The organism is Streptacidiphilus sp. MAP12-16 (genome assembly GCF_041262165.1).
GTDB lineage: Bacteria > Actinomycetota > Actinomycetes > Streptomycetales > Streptomycetaceae > Streptacidiphilus.
The window spans coordinates 38513-54581 of record NZ_JBGCBY010000019.1 but is presented as its reverse complement, the minus strand read 5'-3'; the positions used below and the strand labels follow the sequence as shown (position 1 = coordinate 54581).

The window sequence follows — 16069 nt, the reverse complement described above, 5'->3', positions numbered from 1 at the left end:
TGGGGCGTCTGGTCACAGTGCACTCTAACCCGACCGCTCCCCTCGCTGCAATCGATCGCGCCTACCGATCAATGGATCGAGCCGGCGTGAAAGGCAATCTCCGCTCAACCTGTTGACATACGGCTCGCCTGGAGGGATTGTCGCCGCAACCGATTGCAGTTGCAGGCCCGGTTCCGCCGGGCCTGCCGACGCGGAAGGTGTGGCGCACGATGACGTATCTCGCAGTGGAGCGGCCCAAGATCGGGTGGATCGGCACCGGCCGGATGGGCCTCCAACTGGTCCGTCGACTCCTCGACGCGGGCCACGACGTGGCCCTCTACAACAGGACCCGGGCCAAGTGCGAGCACCTGGCCGAGTTCGGGGCGGCGATCGTGGACCGGCCCGACCAACTGGCCGACCGCGACGTGGTGTTCGTGATGGTCTCGGCATCGGCAGACCTGGAGGCGGTGACCCTCGGTCCCGACGGCGTGCTGACCGATCCGAACCACGCCCCGGGGCTGCTCATCGACAGCTCGACCGTCTCCGCTCCGGCCTCGGCGCACATCCGAGCGGAAGCGGCCAAACGCGGAGCGGAGTTCCTCGCCGCCCCAGTGAGCGGCAACCCCAAGGTGGTCGCCGCGGGCAAACTGACGCTCGCAGTCTCCGGCCCCCGGGACGCGTTCGACCAGGCCCTACCGCTGCTGGAGCTGCTCGGACGCGGCGTGACCTGGGTGGGCGAGGAGGAGACCGCGCGCCTGGTCAAGATCGCGCACAACATCTTCCTCGGCGTGGTGACCCAGTCCCTGGCCGAGATCACCGTGCTGGCCGAGAAGGGCGGTTGCAGCCGGGAGGCGTTCCTCGCCTTCCTCAACGACTCGGTGATGGGTTCCGTGTTCTCCCGCTACAAGACGCCCGCACTGGTCAATCTCGACTTCACGCCGACGTTCACGATGCCGCTGCTGCGCAAGGACTTCGACCTCGGCCTCGCTGCGGCCCGGGAGCTGGAGGCGCCCATGCCCCTGGCGTCGGCCACCGCGCAGTTGGTCGCCTCCGCGATCGGCGCGGGCCACCGCGATGACGACTTCGCGACGCTGATCCTCGAGCAGGCGCGCCGCGCGGGCCTCGAACTGCAGCCCGAGAACGCCCGGATCGACGACGGCCTCGGGAGATCCGACGACGACTGAGGCAGGACCAGCGGAGTCGCTCGCTGCATTCACATCCGAACGAGGAGGAACCCGCTCGTGACCCCCCATCCCGCTCCTTCCCCACCCTCGCGACCGATCCCCTCGCCCGGCCACAGCGCCGTCGACTACGAGCAGCGCGTCGACTACCCGCGGCTGCGCGCCTACCGACTGGCCCGCGCCCGCGCGGCTCTGGAGTCGAGCGAGTGCGGGGCGTTCCTGCTCTTCGACTTCTACAACATCCGCTACACCACCCAGACGTGGATCGGCGGCGCGCTCGGCGACAAGATGACCCGCTACGCGCTGCTGCCGCGCGGCGGGGAGCCCGTCCTGTGGGACTTCGGCTCGGCCGCCCGGCACCACCAGCTGTACGCGCCGTGGCTGGCTCCGGAGAACTGTCGGGCCGGCATGCTCGGCCTGCGCGGGGCGATCGCCCCGGACGCGGGGCTGATGGTCACCGCGGTCCGTGAGTTGAAGGGCCTGCTGGAGGATGCCGGCCTGGCCGACCTGCCGCTGGGCGTGGACCTGGTCGAGCCGCCGTTCCTGTTCGAACTGCAGCGGCAGGGCCTGCGCGTGGTCGACTGCCAGCAGTTGATGCTCGACGCGCGCCAGATCAAGTCGGCCGACGAAATCGCCCTGCTGTCCACCGCCGCCGCCATGGTCGACGGCGTCTACCAGGACATCGCTGAAGCGCTCAAGCCGGGCATCCGGGAGAACGACATCGTCGCCCTGGCCAGCAAGCGGCTCTACGAGATGGGTTCCGACCAGGTCGAGGCGATCAACGCGGTCTCCGGCGAGCGGTGCAACCCGCATCCGCACAACTTCTCCGACCGCCTGATCCGCCCGGGCGATCAGGCGTTCTTCGACATCATCCAGTCCTACAACGGCTACCGCACCTGCTACTACCGCACCTTCGGCGTCGGCAGCGCCACCTCCGCCCAGCGCGACGCCTACACCAGGGCCCGCGCGTGGATGGACGCCGCGATCGCCGCCGTCAAGCCCGGCGTGGGCACCGACGAGATCGCCCGACTCTGGCCGACCGCCCAGGAGTTCGGCTTCGCCGACGAAATGGCGGCCTTCGGCCTGCAGTTCGGCCACGGCCTCGGTCTCGGACTGCACGAACGGCCGGTCATCAGCCGGCTCAACAGCCTCGATGCCCCGGTCGAGCTGCAGGAGGGCATGGTCTTCGCGCTGGAGACGTACTGCCCAGCGAGCGACGGCTTCTCCGCCGCGCGCATCGAGGAGGAGGTCGTCGTCACCGCCGACGGCCCGCAGATCCTCACCCGGTTCCCCGCCCAGGAACTCTTCGTCGCCAACGCGTACTGAACGCACCCGGCGACTTCCCTCTGACCAGGAGCTCCACCTCAGCTCAGGAGTGGACGATGAAGATGAGAACAACAAGACCCACAAGAGACGCACGACAGCCAGGACTCACCAGAGGCCTGACGTGGGCCGCAGCCGCCCTCGCGCTCGCGCTCACCGCGGCCGGCTGCGCGTCCAGTGCACAGGCCGGACCCGGCGGCAGCAGGAGCGGTAGTGGCCAGGGACCGCTGCTGATCGGCGCCTCGGTGTCGCTGACGGGCGACTTCGCCGACAGCGGCAAGGCCGTGCAGCGCGGCTACCAGCTCTGGGCCGACTCGGTGAACGCCAAGGGCGGACTGCTCGGGCGCAAGGTCCAGATCAAGGTGGTCGACGACCTGTCCAGCCCCACCCAGGTGCTGACGAACTATCAGAACCTGATCAGCCGCGACCACGTCGACCTGGTCTTCGGCCCGTTCTCCAGCCTGCTGACCGTCCCCGCCTCGCAGGTGGCCCGGCGCTACGGCTACGCCTTTCTGGAGCCCGCCGGCGGCGGACCGGCCGTCTTCGCCCAGAAGTTGCACAACCTGTTCTTCGTCCAACCCGCGCCCTCGGTGAATTCCGGCGACGTGTTCGCCCGGTGGGTGCTCTCGCTCCCCGCCGCGGAGCGGCCGAAGACAGCCGCCTATGCAGAGCTGGACGACCCTTTCGCCGCGCCGATCGCGGAAAGCATCCGCCAGGCCTTCGAGGCGGCCGGGATCAAGACCGTCTACAAGCAGGTCTATCCCGCCGAGACCCAGGACCTCTCGCCGGTCATGTCCGCGATCGCCGCGCAGCACCCGGACGCGGTGGTCTCCGGAACCCAGAACAACGACGCCTACGCCCAGGTAAAGAGCCTGGTGCAGCTCAAGTTCAGCCCCAAGTTCCTGTTCCTGTCCAACGGCGCGAACTCCCCGCTGGAGTTCCCCGACAAGGTCGGCACCGGCAACACCTCCGGCATCCTGTCCGCGGGCGACTGGTTCCCCGGCAGCACCGCCCCGGGCAGTGCCGACTTCTCCGCCGCCTACACCAAGCAGTACGGCGGCACGGCCGAGCAGATCGACAACTCCACCGCCGAGGCCTACGCCTGCGGACAGTTGCTGGAGGACATCGCCCAGCGCACCGGCAAGCTGGACAACGCCACGGTGATCTCCGCCCTGCACAGCGGAACGTGGCCGACGCTCCTGGGCAACCTGGCCTGGGACGCGAACGGCGCGCCCACCTCCAGCTTCTCCCTGGTGCAGTGGCAGCAGGGCAAGCTGCTGCCGGTCTATCCGCAGGGCGTGGCCCAGGCCGCACCGGTCGTCACCAAGCCCCGCTGGGGCGGGTGAGCGACATGCACGCACTCGTCCAAGGACTCATCCTCGGTGTGCTCACCGCCGGCGTCTACGCGCTCATGGCCTCGGGCCAGACCCTGATCTTCGGCGTGATGAAGGTGGTCAACCTGGCCCAGGGGGCGTTGGTCATCCTCGGCGCCTATCTCGCCTACCAGTTGTTCGTCAGCCTGGGCATCGACCCCTTCCTCGCCATCCCGATCACATCCGTGGCGATGTTCGGGCTCGGCGCGGGCATCCAGTGGCTCTTCCTGCGACCGCTGCGCAAGGAGGACCGCTCGGAGCTCAGCCTGCTGGTCACCTTCGCGGTCGCGCTGCTCATCGAGGGTGTGCTGAGCGTGCTCTGGCACACCACCTACCGCAGCATCAACACCGGCTACGCCAACGACAGCTGGACTGTCTTCGGGTTCCAGATCACTCTGGTCAGGCTGTGGGCCTTCCTGCTCTCGCTGGCCGCTCTCGGGCTGCTCCATCTGCTGCTGAACCGGACCAGGTTCGGCCGGGCGGTACGGGCCACGGTGCAGAACCCGGAGTCGGCGCGGCTGCTGGGCATCGAGTCCGACCTGGTCTCGGCCTTCGGCTTCGGACTCGGCGCGGCCACCGCCGCAGCGGCCGGCTCCGTCTACGGGCTGCTCTACGCGTTCAACTCCGGCAGCCACTACGACCTGATCTCACGGCTGCTCTCCATCGTCGTTCTCGGCGGTCTCGGCAGCATCGGCGGCGCGGTACTCGGGGCGCTCATCGTGTCCACCTCGTCCGCGGTCATCGCCGCCACCATCTCGCCCGCCTGGTCGGAGATGACCTTCTTCGTGATCCTGATCGCGATCCTGCTGGTCCGACCGCAGGGCATCTTCGGCTCCACCGCAAGGGGTGCCCTGTGACCCGACTGCGCAGCTCCGGTGGCCTCCTCTTCTTCGTGATACTGGCCGCCCTGCCTTCCTTCAACCTCGCCCACTGGGTACTCAACATGCTGATCTTCACGCTGATGTTCGCCGTGATGGCCAGCGCCTGGAACCTCGTCGGCGGACTGGCCGGCTACCCCTCGCTCGGTCACGCCGCGTTCTTCGGCGTCGGTGCCTACGCGGAGGCGCTCTGGTTCGGGCACCACTCGGTGACCAGCGGCTGGGAGCCCTTCCTGATGCTCCCCGCGATCGGCGTGCTTGCCGCACTGATCGGCTGGCCGATCGGCGCGGTGGCGATGCGCACCCGCACCGACGTCTTCGCCATCGTCACCATCACGCTTCTCTTCGTCGCCCAGGGCTTCGCCTTCAACCTCCACTCGATCACCGGCGGCGCGCAGGGCCTGGCCGTCCCGCCGGGCCCCTGGTCCGCGGCGACCTACGACCGGCCGTTCTACTACGTGCTGGTGGCGCTGCTCGGCCTGGCCGTCGGCATCACCGCCGCGACACTGCGCAGCAAGATCGGCCTCAGCCTGGCAGCGGTCCGCGGCGACGAGGACAAGGCGCGCGGCATCGGCGTGCGCACCACCGGGGTCAAGCTGCTGGCGTTCTGCGTCAGCGTCGGGTTGACCGCGATGGTCGGCGGCGTCTGGGCCTACTACGAGGGCTTCATCTACCCGCAGTTCGCGATCGACCCGCTGATCACCATTGCGATCGTGCTGATGACCTTCCTGGGTGGGCGGGCCACGCTCTGGGGACCGGTGCTGGGCGCGTTCATCCTGGAATCGGCCCAGCAACTGCTGGCCTACCAGCTCGGCGGCAGCCAGGTCTATCTGATCGCCTACGCGCTGGTGTTCCTACTGATCATGCTGCTGCTGCCGCGCGGCATCCTGCCCACCGCGCAGGAGCGGCTGCGTCACCGCCGCCGAAGGCTGGACGCGGCACCGGGCCCGGCCGGAACCGGCAGTGGCGGCAGTGCAGGCGGTACGAGCAGGTCAGGCAGCACCAACGGGGTCGTCGCGTCCGCGACAGGAGGTGCACAGGCATGAGCCCGCTGCTCGAAGTGACCGAGCTGACGAAGACCTTCGGTGGCGTGCACGCGGTGGACGGCTGCTCGCTGGCCGTCGAAGCGGGCACCGTGACCGCGCTGATCGGACCGAACGGCTCCGGCAAGACCACACTCTTCAACCTGATAACCGGCTATCTGCGCTCGGACAGCGGTCGCGTGCGGTTCAACGGCCGCGACGTCACCGGGCTGGACGCCGGGGCGCTCTACCGGCACGGCCTGTCCCGCACGTTCCAGCAGGCGCGGGTGTTCCCGCAGTTGAGCGTGGCTGAGAACATGGTCGTCGCCGGCGGATACGGCTGGCGGCAGTTGCTGGGCTCACGCCGGGTGAGCCGGTCCGACCGGGCGCGCGCGGACGAGTTGCTGGAGGAGTTCCGCCTCAGCCACGTCGCTGACCTGCTCGCCGCCGAGCTCTCCTACGGTCAGCGCAAACTGCTGGAGTTCGCTGCGGTGCTGATGAGCGAGCCGACGCTGGTGCTGCTCGATGAGCCGACCGCCGGGGTCAACCCGGTCATGATCGAGACGATGGAGCGTCACATCCGCGCGCGGCACGCCGCCGGGATCACCTTCCTCGTGGTCGAGCACGACATGACCTTCGTGATGCGGCTGTGCGACCCGGTCATCGTGCTGGACCAGGGCCGGACCATCGCCTCCGGCACCCCCGCCCAGGTGCAGTCCGACGCCCTGGTCCTCGACGCCTACCTGGGGAGCTGACCATGACCACACCGGACACCGAACCCATCCTCTCCCTCTCGTCCGTGGTCGCCGGTTACGGAGCCGGCGACATCCTCAAAGGGGTCGAGCTGGAGATCCGCGCGGGCACAGTGACCTGCCTGATCGGCCCCAACGGTGCCGGCAAGTCGACCGTGCTGAAGACGATCAGCGGACTGCTGCGACCACGCGAGGGCCGGATCCGCTTCCGCGACCAGGAACTCGGCGGCCTGTCCGCGCGGGCCCGGCTGCGGCTGGGCATCGTCCACGTCCCGCAGGACCGAAGCCTGTTCCCGGCGATGAGCGTCTGGGACAACCTTCTCACCGGCGGGCACACGATCCGGGACCAGAAGTTGCTGCGCCGACGCGTCGAGCTGGCCGCGGAGGCGTTCCCGATCTGCGTCGCCCGGGCACGCGAGCACGCCGGATCGCTTTCGGGCGGGGAGCAGAAGCAGGTGGAGCTGGCCCGCACGTTGGTGCTGGACCCGACGCTGATCCTGCTGGACGAGCCTTCCATCGGCCTTGACCCCAAGTCGCGGCGTCAGGTGTTCGCCAGCATCCGACAACTGGCCGGCGCCGGACGCACGGTGCTGCTGGTCGAGCAGAACGCCCGCTCGGGGCTGGCCGCCTCCGACTACGGCGCCGTGCTGGAGTCCGGTCGGGTGCACCTGACCGCCACCGGCGCGGAACTGCTCGACAACCCCGAGGTCGCCCGCCTCTACCTGGGCGCCGCCCCGGACCAGCGCCGGGCTCCGGAACACGCGACGACCGCGACCGCTCCGACCGCTGCGGAGGACTGAGACACCATGGCCACCACCACCCACTCCAAGGCACGGCGTTCAGCCGCCGGGCCAGACCCGACGCCCGACACCACGGCGCCCGACAACGCGACCCGACTGGAGCTCTACCGGCTCCAGGTCGAGCTGCGCTCCTTCGAGAAGCGCGCCTACGACCTGTTCCTGCAGAACCTGGTCAAGGGCACCAGCCACCTCTCCCTCGGCCAAGAGGCCATCGCCGCCGCCTTCGGCGTCGCGATGCGCTCCGACGACTACACCTTCGCCACCTACCGCGGCCACGCCCACACACTGGCGCGCGGTGTGCCGATGGGCCCGGTCCTGGCTGAACTACTCGGCCGGGCCAACGGCCTGATGGCCGGCAAGGGCGGCTCCATGCACCTGACCAGCGTCGAGCACGGCGTCATGGGCTCCTACGCGATCATCGGCGCCCATCTGCCGATCGCCTGCGGCGCCGCGTGGAGCGCCCAGTACCGCGACAGCGGCCAGGTGGCCGTCGCCTTCTTCGGCGACGGCACCACCAACATCGGTGCCTTCCATGAGGCGTTGAACTTCGCCGTGATCTGGAAGCTCCCCGTGGTCTTCGTGTGCGAGAACAACCTCTGGATGGAGTACACCCGCACCACCACCATCACCGCCGTCGAGCACCCCGCCGCCGACCGCGCCTCCGCCTACGGGCTGGAGCCGGTGCTGGTGGACGGCAACGACGCGGACGCCATGCACCATGCGGCAGTGGCCGCGCTGAGCCGGGCCCGGGCCGGCGAGGGCCCCAGCATGATCGAGGCGCTGACCTACCGACAGGGCGGCCACTCGCGGGCCGATCCGGGCAAGTACCGGCCGCAGCAGGAGGTCGACGAGTGGCTCGCCCGCGACCCGTTGCCACGCTATCGCGCGCGGTTGCTGGACGCGGGCGTGCCCGTCGCCGAACTGGAGGCGATCGAGGAGGCGGCGCGTCAGGCCGTCGAGCGGGCGACCGAGGAGGCCAAGGCGGGCGCACTGCCCGGGCCCGAACTGGTACTGACGGACGTGTGGGCGGATGGAGGCTCGTCATGGCGGAACTGACCTATCGCGAAGCGATCGCCCGAGGCATCGCCCAGGAGATGCGCCGGGACCGGAACGTGCTGTTGCTGGGCGAGGACGTGGCCGAGGCCGGCGGCGTCTTCAAGGGCACGGTCGGACTGCTGGACGAGTTCGGACCGGTGCGGGTGCGGGACACCCCGATCAGCGAGCAAGCCATCCTCGGCGCGGCCATGGGCGCGGCGATGACCGGGCTGGTCCCCATCGCGGAGATCATGTTCAGCGACTTCTTCGCGGTCTGCTGGGACATTGTGGTCAACGAGATCGCCAAGAGCCGCTACATGACCAACGGCCAGGTCTCCTTCCCGCTGGTGATCCGCGCGGGCAACGGCGGCGGGCTGCGCTTCGGGGCGCAGCACTCGCAGAGCGTCGAGAACTGGGCCATGGCCGTGCCCGGCCTCAAGGTCGTGGTGCCCTCCAACCCGAGGGACGTGGTCGGGCTGATGGCGGCCGCGGTGCGCGATCCCGATCCGGTGATCTTCCTGGAGCAGAAGGCGCTCTACTCGACCAAGGGCGAGGTGCCGGACGGCGAGATCGTGGACACCCTCGGCAGCGCCAAGGTGCTGCGGCAGGGCGGCGACGCGACCATCGTGACCCTGGGCACGATGGTGCCGCGCTCGCTGGCCGCCGCCGAGCAGTTGGCGCTCGCGGGGGTCGACTGCACCGTCGTGGACGTCCGCTCACTTGTCCCGCTGGACACCCGGACGATCCTGGCCGCGGTCTCCGCCACCGGGCGGCTCTTCACCGTCGAGGAGAACCCGCGACTCTGCGGCTGGGGGGCCGAGCTGGTCTCGATCGCCACCGAGGAGTGCTTCTTCGACCTGGACGGCCCTCCGGTGCGGATCACCACCCCGCACATCCCGCTCCCGGCCGCCGACACGTTGGAGGATCTCGCCATCCCCTCCGTCGAACGGATCGCCGCGACTGTACAGAAAGCGATGGAGAAGTGAGCGACGCAGCCATGAACAACTCGGCCCGGGAGGACACCGCTCCCGGCGACGCGCACCGGCCCCGCCGTCTGGATCTGTCGAAGGTACCCACCGAGCTGCTGATCGGCGGGCGTTGGCAGCCGGCCTCCGACGCGTCCTCGATCGACGTCCTCGACCCGGCCACCGGGGCACGGCTGGCACGGGTGGCCGATGCGACCGTCGACGACGCACTCGCCGCCGTCACCGCGGCGGAGGCGGCGCTACCCGGCTGGGCGGCCACCGCACCGCGCGAGCGCGCCGAAGTGCTGCGCCGGGCGTTCGAGCTGATGACCGACCGGGCCGAGGAGCTCGCCGAGCTGATCGTGCTGGAGAACGGCAAAGCCCTGGTCGACGCCCGCGCTGAGGTCGCCTACGCGGCGGAGTTCTTCCGCTGGTACGCGGAGGAGGCCGTGCGGATCCTCGGCACCGTGCAGACCGCGCCGAGCGGCGGCAACCGGATTCTGGTGCTGCGCCAGCCTGTCGGCGTGTCGGTGCTGGTGACCCCGTGGAACTTTCCGGCCGCCATGGCGACCAGGAAGATCGGACCCGCCCTCGCGGCGGGCTGCAGCGTGGTCCTGAAGCCGGCCTCCGACACGCCCTTGACCGCGCTCGCGCTCGGTGCGCTGCTCAGCGAGGCGGGAGTACCCGACGGCGTCGTCAACGTGTTGCCCTCGCGGCGCTCGGGCGCGGTGGTCTCCGCGATGCTGGACGACCCGCGGGTCCGCAAACTCTCGTTCACCGGCTCCACCGAGGTCGGGCGCACCCTGCTCGCGGCGGCGGCGCGTACCGTGGTCAACTGCTCGATGGAGCTGGGCGGCAACGCCCCGTTCCTGGTCTTCGACGACGCCGACCTCGACGCGGCGGTGGCCGGGGCCATGGTCGCCAAAATGCGCAACGGCGGCGAGGCCTGCACCGCAGCCAACCGCTTCTACGTGCACGAGTCCGTCTCGGCGCAGTTCACCGAGCGGCTGGCCGAGGCCATGCGCGCCCTTGAGGTCGGGCCCGGCCTGCGTCCAGGGGTCCAACTCGGGCCACTGGTCAACGCCGAGAGCCGCGACAAGGTGGACGCCCTGGTCCAGGGAGCGCTGGCCGACGGATCCCGCCTGGTCACCGGCGGACGCCCGGCGGACGGCCCCGGCTTCTTCTACCCGCCCACGGTGCTCGCCGACGTCCCCGCGCACGCGAACGTGCTGCGCGAGGAGATCTTCGGCCCGGTCGCCCCGGTAGTCACCTTCCGCACCGAGGACGAAGCGGTGGCACTGGCCAACACCACCGACTACGGGCTGGTCTCCTATCTCTACACCGGTGACCTGGCCCGGGGCCTGCGGGTGGGCGAACGGCTCGACTCCGGGATGGTCGGGCTCAACCGGGGAGTGGTCTCCGACCCCGCCGCGCCCTTCGGCGGCACCAAGCAAAGCGGCATCGGCCGTGAAGGCGGTCACGAGGGGCTGCTGGAGTTCACCGAGTCCAAGTACCTCGCCCTGTCCTGGTGACCGGCCCGAGACCAAGGAGGCAATGACATGGATGTCACCATGCCGCAGCTCGGCGAGACGGTCGCCGAGGCCACCCTCACCCGCTGGCTGAAGCGGACCGGAGAACAGGTGGCGGCAGGGGAGCCGTTGTTCGAGGTGGCCACCGACAAGGTCGACACTGAGATTCCGGCGGCGGCCGACGGGACGCTGAGCGAGATCCTGGTCACCGCGGACCAGACGGTGCCGGTCGGCACCCGCCTGGCCGTCATCGAGACCGGGGCGAAACCCGCGACGAGTAGCCCGCCCACGACCGCTGCGGACAGGGCCGGCGGAAAGACAGGACAAGGCCAACTGACACCGCTGGTCCGCCGACTGCTCGCCGAGCACGAACTGACCAGCAGTCAGGTGGTCGGCACCGGGCCGGGCGGCCGGATCACCCGTGACGACGTGGAGGCGGCGGCCCAGCTCGCCCGTCCCCGGCCCGAGCCGGAGATCCCTCCCGCTCCGGCCGCGGTACCTGTGCCCAAACCCCTGCCCGCTCCCCTGCCTGCACCCCTTACCGAACGCCTTCCTGACGACGCCGCCCTCGTCCCGTTCAGCACGATCCGACGTCGCACGGCCGAGCACATGGTCCGCTCGAAGGCCACCTCGCCGCACACCCTGATGGCCGTCGAGGTCGACTTCGCGGGTGTCGACGCGGTACGCCGCCGAGCCGGCGGGCCCTGGCGCGCGGCGGAGGGGTTCAGCCTGACCTACCTGCCGTTCGTGGCCCGAGCGGTGGTGGACGCCCTGGCCGCCTACCCGCATCTCAACGCGAGCGTCGGCGACCAAGCCCTGATCGTGCACCGGCGCGTGCACCTCGGCATCGCCGTGGACCTGGACGCCGACGGACTCGTCGTCCCCGTCATCAGGGACGCGGCAGAAAGGCGGCTCCGGGCGCTGGCCAGGGAGATCTCGGACCGTTCGGGACGGGCTCGCGCCCATCGGCTCGGCGCTGACGATCTGACCGGTGGAACCTTCACCATCAGCAACCCTGGCCCCTACGGCACTCTGCTCACCGCCGCCATCATCAATCAGCCCCAGGTGGCCATCCTGGCGACCGACGCCGTCCGCCCCCGACCCGTCGCCGTCGCCACGGCAGACGGCGAGTACGCGATCGCCGTCCATCCGGTGGGCAACCTGGCGCTCACGTTCGACCATCGCGCCATCGACGGCGGCTACGCCGCCCGCTTCCTACGGGAGGTCAAGACGTCACTCGAGACCCGCGACTGGAGCGCCGAGCTCTGACCCCGGCGGTCGAGTCCGACGCCCACGCGGCCGCCACGACGATTGCGCATCCGGGACCCGCACCCCTCTCGCATGAGGGCTCGAAGACCCAGGAAGACGTAGGGCGAACCCTCCGGCGATCTTCGGGGAGCCGCCGGAGTCACTATCAACGAATGAGGACGACGTGGCGCCGGCGCCCCGAGGTCGGCCGCCGCTGCGCGCGGGTTTCGATCGGGACCCGCGGGCGCTACCGGAGTTGGTCGCGGCGGCGGGTCAGGTAGGCGGTCTCGGCGGTGTTGCCCGCCAGTTCGATGGCTTTGTCGTATGCCGCGCGCGACTGCTGACTGCGGCCCAGTCGGCGCAGCAGGTCGGCGCGGGTGGCGTGGTAGGCGTGATAGCCGGCCAACCTGTGCTCAAGACAGTCGACGGCCGCCAGTGCCACCTCCGGGCCGTCGAGCTCGGCGACCGCGATGGCCCGGTTGAGGGCGATGATCGGCGAGGGGTCGAGGCGGACGAGCTGGTCGTAGAGGGCGAGGACCTGCGACCAGTCGGTGTCGCGCATGTCGCGGGCGGAGGTGTGCACGGCGTTGATCGCCGCGAGGATCTGGTAGCGACCCGGAGCCACCCCGCCGGCGGCAGCGGCGAGGCGCTCGCGCACCAGCCGGTGACCCTCGGCGATCAGCGCCTCGTCCCAGGCCCCACGGTCCTGCTCGTCGAGAGCGACCAGTTCGCCGCTGGCCGAGACCCGGGCGGTGCGGCGGGCCTCGGTGAGGAGCATCAGCGCCAGCAGCCCGGCCACTTCGCCGTCCTCCGGCAGGAGGGCACGGATCAGGCGAGTGAGCCGGATCGCCTCGGCGGTCAGGTCGTAACGAAGGGGATCGGTGTCGGGGCCGGTCGCCAGGTAGCCCTCGTTGAACACCAGGAACAGGACTGCGAGCACACCAGACACGCGTGCCGGGAGATCCTCCACGGACGGCACCCGATACGGGATGCGGGCCGCCTTGATCTTGGCCTTCGCGCGGGTGATCCGCCGCTCCATGGCGGTCTCGGCCACCAGGTAGGCACGGGCGATCTCGGGCACGGTCAGACCGCCCACCATGCGCAGCGTCAGCGCCACGCGGGTCTGCATCGCCAGCGCCGGGTGACAGCAGGTGAAGATCAGCCGGAGCCGATCGTCGTCGATGGCGCCGACAGGCTCGGGCGGGTCGTCGTCGTACACCATCTGAGCCTCCTTGTGCTTGTCGTCGCGCTTGTTCTCGCGGCGGATCCGGTCGATGGCTTTGCGGTTGGCGGTGGTGGTCAGCCAGGCGCCGGGGTTGGGCGGTACACCGTCGGCCGGCCACCGCTGGATGGCGGTCGCGAAGGCCTCGGCAGCCGCCTCCTCGGCGATGTCGAGGTCACCGAAGTGCTTGGTCAGGGCGGCGACCACCCTCGCCCACTGGTCGTGGTGGGCCCGGGTGATCGCCTCCTCGACGTCGCTCACTGGAACGGCCGCACCTCGATCTTCCGATCGCAGACCTTCGACGCCTCGGCGGCGAGCTTGAGCGCCACATCCAGATCGGGGGCCTCCCACACCCAGACGCCGGCGAGATACTCCTTCGACTCCACGAAAGGCCCGTCGCTGAACACCGCCTGCTCGCCCCGGTTGTCGATGACCGTGGCCGCGTCGGTGTCCGCGAGTCCGCCCGCGAAAACCCAATAACCCTCGGCGATCAGTCGTTCGTTGAACGCGCTGATGGCAGGCTGCCTGTCCGTGCTGCCTGGATTGCTCTTGTCATCGATCACGGAAACCAGGTACTGCATCTGAAGATCATCTCCTGTGGTGTCAAGACAGCGTGGTTCGGTGGTCAGGGACTTCAAGCCGTTGCATACCGCGGGCGCCCGGCCGGCCGGAAGACCTGGATCGACACGCCATTCGAGTCGACCCGCGACTCGACCAGGTCGAGCGCAAGATCCGGACCAGTCTCCGGGAACAGTCTCGCGCCCTGGCCGAGGATCACCGGGATCACGATCAGAGTCATCTCGTCGACCAGATCGTTCTCCAGCAGCCACCGGGTCAGGGCGCCACTGCCGTGCACCTGCAGTTCACCCCCGGGCTTGGCCTTCAGCTCGCTGATGGCCGCCGCGAGGTCACCGCGGAGAACGGTCGTGTCCTCCCAACCCAGCGCGGTGAGCGTGGCCGAGGCAACGTACTTGGGGGCCTCGTTCAAGGCCACGCCGATGGGATGCGCGCGCATCTGGTCGATTGATCCCCAGGAGCCGGCGAACAACTCGTAGGTGCGCCGGCCGAACAGGAACGACTCGGCGCGCTGGTAGGTCTGCGTGATGAACGTCCTGGTCTCGTCGTCGCCCTTCCCCCGGGCCCATCCGCCGCGCTCGAATCCGTTCCTGCGGTCATCCGACGCGCCGCCGTTTCCCTGCATCACTCCATCGATGGTGACCTGAGTCATGGTCGTCAGCTTCATGAACGCGGCTCCATTGCCTTGGCGCCGCCCCTTGTGGACGCCCTCACCCCTGCTACGAACACCACCGCCCCGATCCGACACCGCCTCCCGGATTTCTTCAAAGAACTTCCGGGACGCCGGTCGTCAGCAATCCGACAGCACGACAGCGGCGACAGCGCTGCACTTCCTTAGGCGCGCCAGCGCGGACAAGTTTGCCTCGCCGGTGGCGTCGCCTCACTGCCCCGCTCACGCAGCACTGCAACACAGCGCCGCCCTCGCCGACCACGCCACCGGACCGGCCGTCCGCAAGGTGCACCGGGTGTACGCCGCTCCCATCGCCGCCGCCGATCAGCCAAGGCCGCCAGGCAACCGACCAACACCCCAGCCAGCGCCAGGCCCGGCTACTCGTCTTCGCCGTCAGCAAGGTCGCGCAGTTCACGAACGACCGGTCGACCCCGCGGCCCCTTTCTGCCGTAGTCCGCCCGTCCCCCAGCTGGCCCCCAAAGCCGCCCGGCCGACGATGCCCCACCACCGCACGGACAACGTCCCCTGCGCAGGAGCCAGTGCCTTGGGGCGCTCAGCGCGCTGCGATGCCCTGGCCCTGGTATATCTCGTCGTAGTAGTGGATCACCAGGGGGCGGGTGAGCATGGCCTCGAAGGTGGCGGTGAAGCCGCGTGCGGTGCGCCAGGCGAGGTAGTCGGTGTAGTTGTGCGCCTCGGTCCACTGGGTCAGGCCTACGACGTGGTCGGGGTCGTCCTGGTCGCGCAGGATGCGGATATTTTCGCAGCCCGCGTGCTTGAGGCTCTCGCCCAGGATGTCCAGCAGCAGCTTCGCGACGTCGTCGCCGCGTCCGGGCTGAGCGAAGAGCTCGGCGGTGACCAGTGCGCTCATGGGGATTTTCCTTCCGCGTACGGTGTCGATGCCGGCTCGCCACCGGGGAGCAGCTGAGCGGGGTCTCGGTACTGGGCAGCGCAGTCGGCCACCGCCGGGGGCCCGCCTTCAATAGGGAGACGGCTGGTTGTGGACGATGATCAGGGAGCTGATCTTGCCGTCGGCGACCGTGAGGTAGTTGGTGAGGACCAGCTCGTCGGGCAGGTTCGTCTTGTCGTAGTCCCCGTCGTAGCGTGCCCGCACGATCGTCATGGTGTCGTGGCGCGCGACCTCCGTCACGCTCAGGGTGACCTTGTCGTCGACGAGTTCGTGACGCGCCCAGGCACGGATCGAGGCGCTGTTGGAGAATTCGCGGCGCACGTCGTTGACCAGGGCGTCGTCGGCGAAGGTCGCCATGATGGCATCCGTGTCGAAGACGTTGACCGCCTCGATGTAGGCCGCGATGACGTTCGGCAGTACCGCGGCGGCCTGTCCGGTGGTGTTCATGGGAGCTCCTTCGATGACCTCAGCACTGTGCGGTGCCTACTGGAAACGTTGGGCCCTACCCCCGCAGGAGGGTCAAACGGCGGTCTTCTGCTGGACCCTCCGGCAGGGGGAGGGTTGATACTGGCGCCATGCACACAGGTCTGACGGTTGGCGAGTTCTCCC

16 protein-coding genes are annotated in these 16069 nt (G+C 69.6%); 11 read left to right on the top strand and 5 right to left on the bottom strand.

Annotation, left to right across the window (positions count from 1 at the left end; translation table 11 throughout):
• The first annotated feature begins 209 nt into the window (after window positions 1–209).
• Genes ABIA33_RS24100 through ABIA33_RS24050 form a run of 11 tightly spaced genes read left to right on the top strand, consistent with a single transcriptional unit; the run spans window position 210 to window position 12106 of the window.
• Window positions 210–1163 (top strand): NAD(P)-dependent oxidoreductase, encoded by a 954-nt coding sequence (locus ABIA33_RS24100; RefSeq protein WP_370084485.1) that lies wholly within the window; start codon window positions 210–212, stop codon window positions 1161–1163.
• A 57-nt stretch (window positions 1164–1220) separates the two neighbouring features.
• On the top strand, window positions 1221–2486 hold the full coding sequence (locus ABIA33_RS24095) for a M24 family metallopeptidase (RefSeq protein WP_370084484.1): 1266 nt from the start codon (window positions 1221–1223) through the stop codon (window positions 2484–2486).
• A gap of 56 nt (window positions 2487–2542) precedes the next feature.
• Complete coding sequence (locus ABIA33_RS24090) at window positions 2543–3829, top strand: amino acid ABC transporter substrate-binding protein (protein WP_370084483.1); 1287 nt, start codon at window positions 2543–2545, stop codon at window positions 3827–3829.
• A gap of 5 nt (window positions 3830–3834) precedes the next feature.
• Window positions 3835–4713, top strand: coding sequence for a branched-chain amino acid ABC transporter permease (locus ABIA33_RS24085; RefSeq protein WP_370084616.1), 879 nt, complete (start codon window positions 3835–3837; stop codon window positions 4711–4713).
• Complete coding sequence (locus ABIA33_RS24080; protein WP_370084482.1) at window positions 4710–5780, top strand: branched-chain amino acid ABC transporter permease; 1071 nt, start codon at window positions 4710–4712, stop codon at window positions 5778–5780. The genes ABIA33_RS24085 and ABIA33_RS24080 overlap by 4 nt, the downstream gene beginning before the upstream one ends.
• Window positions 5777–6511 carry an ABC transporter ATP-binding protein gene (locus ABIA33_RS24075; RefSeq protein ID WP_370084481.1) on the top strand — a complete coding sequence of 245 codons (735 nt, stop codon included), beginning with the start codon at window positions 5777–5779 and terminating at the stop codon, window positions 6509–6511. Before ABIA33_RS24080 ends, ABIA33_RS24075 begins: the two co-directional genes overlap by 4 nt.
• 2 nt (window positions 6512–6513) lie before the next feature.
• Window positions 6514–7308, top strand: a complete 795-nt coding sequence (locus tag ABIA33_RS24070) for an ABC transporter ATP-binding protein (protein ID WP_370084480.1) — start codon at window positions 6514–6516, stop codon at window positions 7306–7308.
• Between the two features lie 6 nt (window positions 7309–7314).
• Window positions 7315–8364 carry a thiamine pyrophosphate-dependent dehydrogenase E1 component subunit alpha gene (locus tag ABIA33_RS24065; protein WP_370084479.1) on the top strand — a complete coding sequence of 350 codons (1050 nt, stop codon included), beginning with the start codon at window positions 7315–7317 and terminating at the stop codon, window positions 8362–8364.
• Window positions 8352–9329, top strand: a complete 978-nt coding sequence (locus ABIA33_RS24060) for an alpha-ketoacid dehydrogenase subunit beta (RefSeq protein WP_370084478.1) — start codon at window positions 8352–8354, stop codon at window positions 9327–9329. Before ABIA33_RS24065 ends, ABIA33_RS24060 begins: the two co-directional genes overlap by 13 nt.
• 11 nt (window positions 9330–9340) lie before the next feature.
• Window positions 9341–10840, top strand: a complete 1500-nt coding sequence (locus tag ABIA33_RS24055) for an NAD-dependent succinate-semialdehyde dehydrogenase (RefSeq protein WP_370084615.1) — start codon at window positions 9341–9343, stop codon at window positions 10838–10840.
• Window positions 10841–10867: 27 nt separating this feature from the next.
• Window positions 10868–12106 carry a dihydrolipoamide acetyltransferase family protein gene (locus tag ABIA33_RS24050; RefSeq protein WP_370084477.1) on the top strand — a complete coding sequence of 413 codons (1239 nt, stop codon included), beginning with the start codon at window positions 10868–10870 and terminating at the stop codon, window positions 12104–12106.
• Window positions 12107–12332: 226 nt separating this feature from the next.
• On the opposite strand, the gene ABIA33_RS24045 is transcribed toward ABIA33_RS24050, so the two are convergent.
• The 5 genes from ABIA33_RS24045 to ABIA33_RS24025 all read right to left on the bottom strand — a co-directional run bounded on the left by ABIA33_RS24045 (window position 12333) and on the right by ABIA33_RS24025 (window position 15907).
• Window positions 12333–13568: an RNA polymerase sigma factor gene (locus ABIA33_RS24045; protein WP_370084476.1), complete on the bottom strand. Its 1236-nt coding sequence runs from the start codon at window positions 13566–13568 to the stop codon at window positions 12333–12335.
• Window positions 13565–13888: a YciI family protein gene (locus tag ABIA33_RS24040; RefSeq protein ID WP_345434299.1), complete on the bottom strand. Its 324-nt coding sequence runs from the start codon at window positions 13886–13888 to the stop codon at window positions 13565–13567. The genes ABIA33_RS24045 and ABIA33_RS24040 overlap by 4 nt, the downstream gene beginning before the upstream one ends.
• Before the next feature lie 53 nt (window positions 13889–13941).
• Window positions 13942–14550 (bottom strand): dihydrofolate reductase family protein, encoded by a 609-nt coding sequence (locus ABIA33_RS24035; protein WP_370084475.1) that lies wholly within the window; start codon window positions 14548–14550, stop codon window positions 13942–13944.
• Window positions 14551–15106: 556 nt separating this feature from the next.
• Window positions 15107–15421 (bottom strand): putative quinol monooxygenase, encoded by a 315-nt coding sequence (locus ABIA33_RS24030; protein ID WP_370084474.1) that lies wholly within the window; start codon window positions 15419–15421, stop codon window positions 15107–15109.
• Between the two features lie 108 nt (window positions 15422–15529).
• Entirely contained in the window at window positions 15530–15907 is a 378-nt protein-coding gene (locus ABIA33_RS24025) for a nuclear transport factor 2 family protein (RefSeq protein ID WP_370084473.1), read from the bottom strand.
• Window positions 15908–16069 lie beyond the last annotated feature (162 nt).

Bases quoted from the DNA above. Each gene is read 5' to 3' on its own strand.
- ABIA33_RS24100 (WP_370084485.1), top strand. From the start codon at position 210: ATGACGTATCTCGCAGTGGAGCGGCCCAAGATCGGGTGGATCGGCACC.
- ABIA33_RS24090 (WP_370084483.1), top strand. From the start codon at position 2,543: ATGAAGATGAGAACAACAAGACCCACAAGAGACGCACGACAGCCAGGA.
- ABIA33_RS24085 (WP_370084616.1), top strand. From the start codon at position 3,835: ATGCACGCACTCGTCCAAGGACTCATCCTCGGTGTGCTCACCGCCGGC.
- ABIA33_RS24075 (WP_370084481.1), top strand. From the start codon at position 5,777: ATGAGCCCGCTGCTCGAAGTGACCGAGCTGACGAAGACCTTCGGTGGC.
- ABIA33_RS24070 (WP_370084480.1), top strand. From the start codon at position 6,514: ATGACCACACCGGACACCGAACCCATCCTCTCCCTCTCGTCCGTGGTC.
- ABIA33_RS24065 (WP_370084479.1), top strand. From the start codon at position 7,315: ATGGCCACCACCACCCACTCCAAGGCACGGCGTTCAGCCGCCGGGCCA.
- ABIA33_RS24060 (WP_370084478.1), top strand. From the start codon at position 8,352: ATGGCGGAACTGACCTATCGCGAAGCGATCGCCCGAGGCATCGCCCAG.
- ABIA33_RS24055 (WP_370084615.1), top strand. From the start codon at position 9,341: ATGAACAACTCGGCCCGGGAGGACACCGCTCCCGGCGACGCGCACCGG.
- ABIA33_RS24050 (WP_370084477.1), top strand. From the start codon at position 10,868: ATGGATGTCACCATGCCGCAGCTCGGCGAGACGGTCGCCGAGGCCACC.
- ABIA33_RS24040 (WP_345434299.1), bottom strand. From the start codon at position 13,888: ATGCAGTACCTGGTTTCCGTGATCGATGACAAGAGCAATCCAGGCAGC.
- ABIA33_RS24035 (WP_370084475.1), bottom strand. From the start codon at position 14,550: ATGAAGCTGACGACCATGACTCAGGTCACCATCGATGGAGTGATGCAG.
- ABIA33_RS24030 (WP_370084474.1), bottom strand. From the start codon at position 15,421: ATGAGCGCACTGGTCACCGCCGAGCTCTTCGCTCAGCCCGGACGCGGC.
- ABIA33_RS24025 (WP_370084473.1), bottom strand. From the start codon at position 15,907: ATGAACACCACCGGACAGGCCGCCGCGGTACTGCCGAACGTCATCGCG.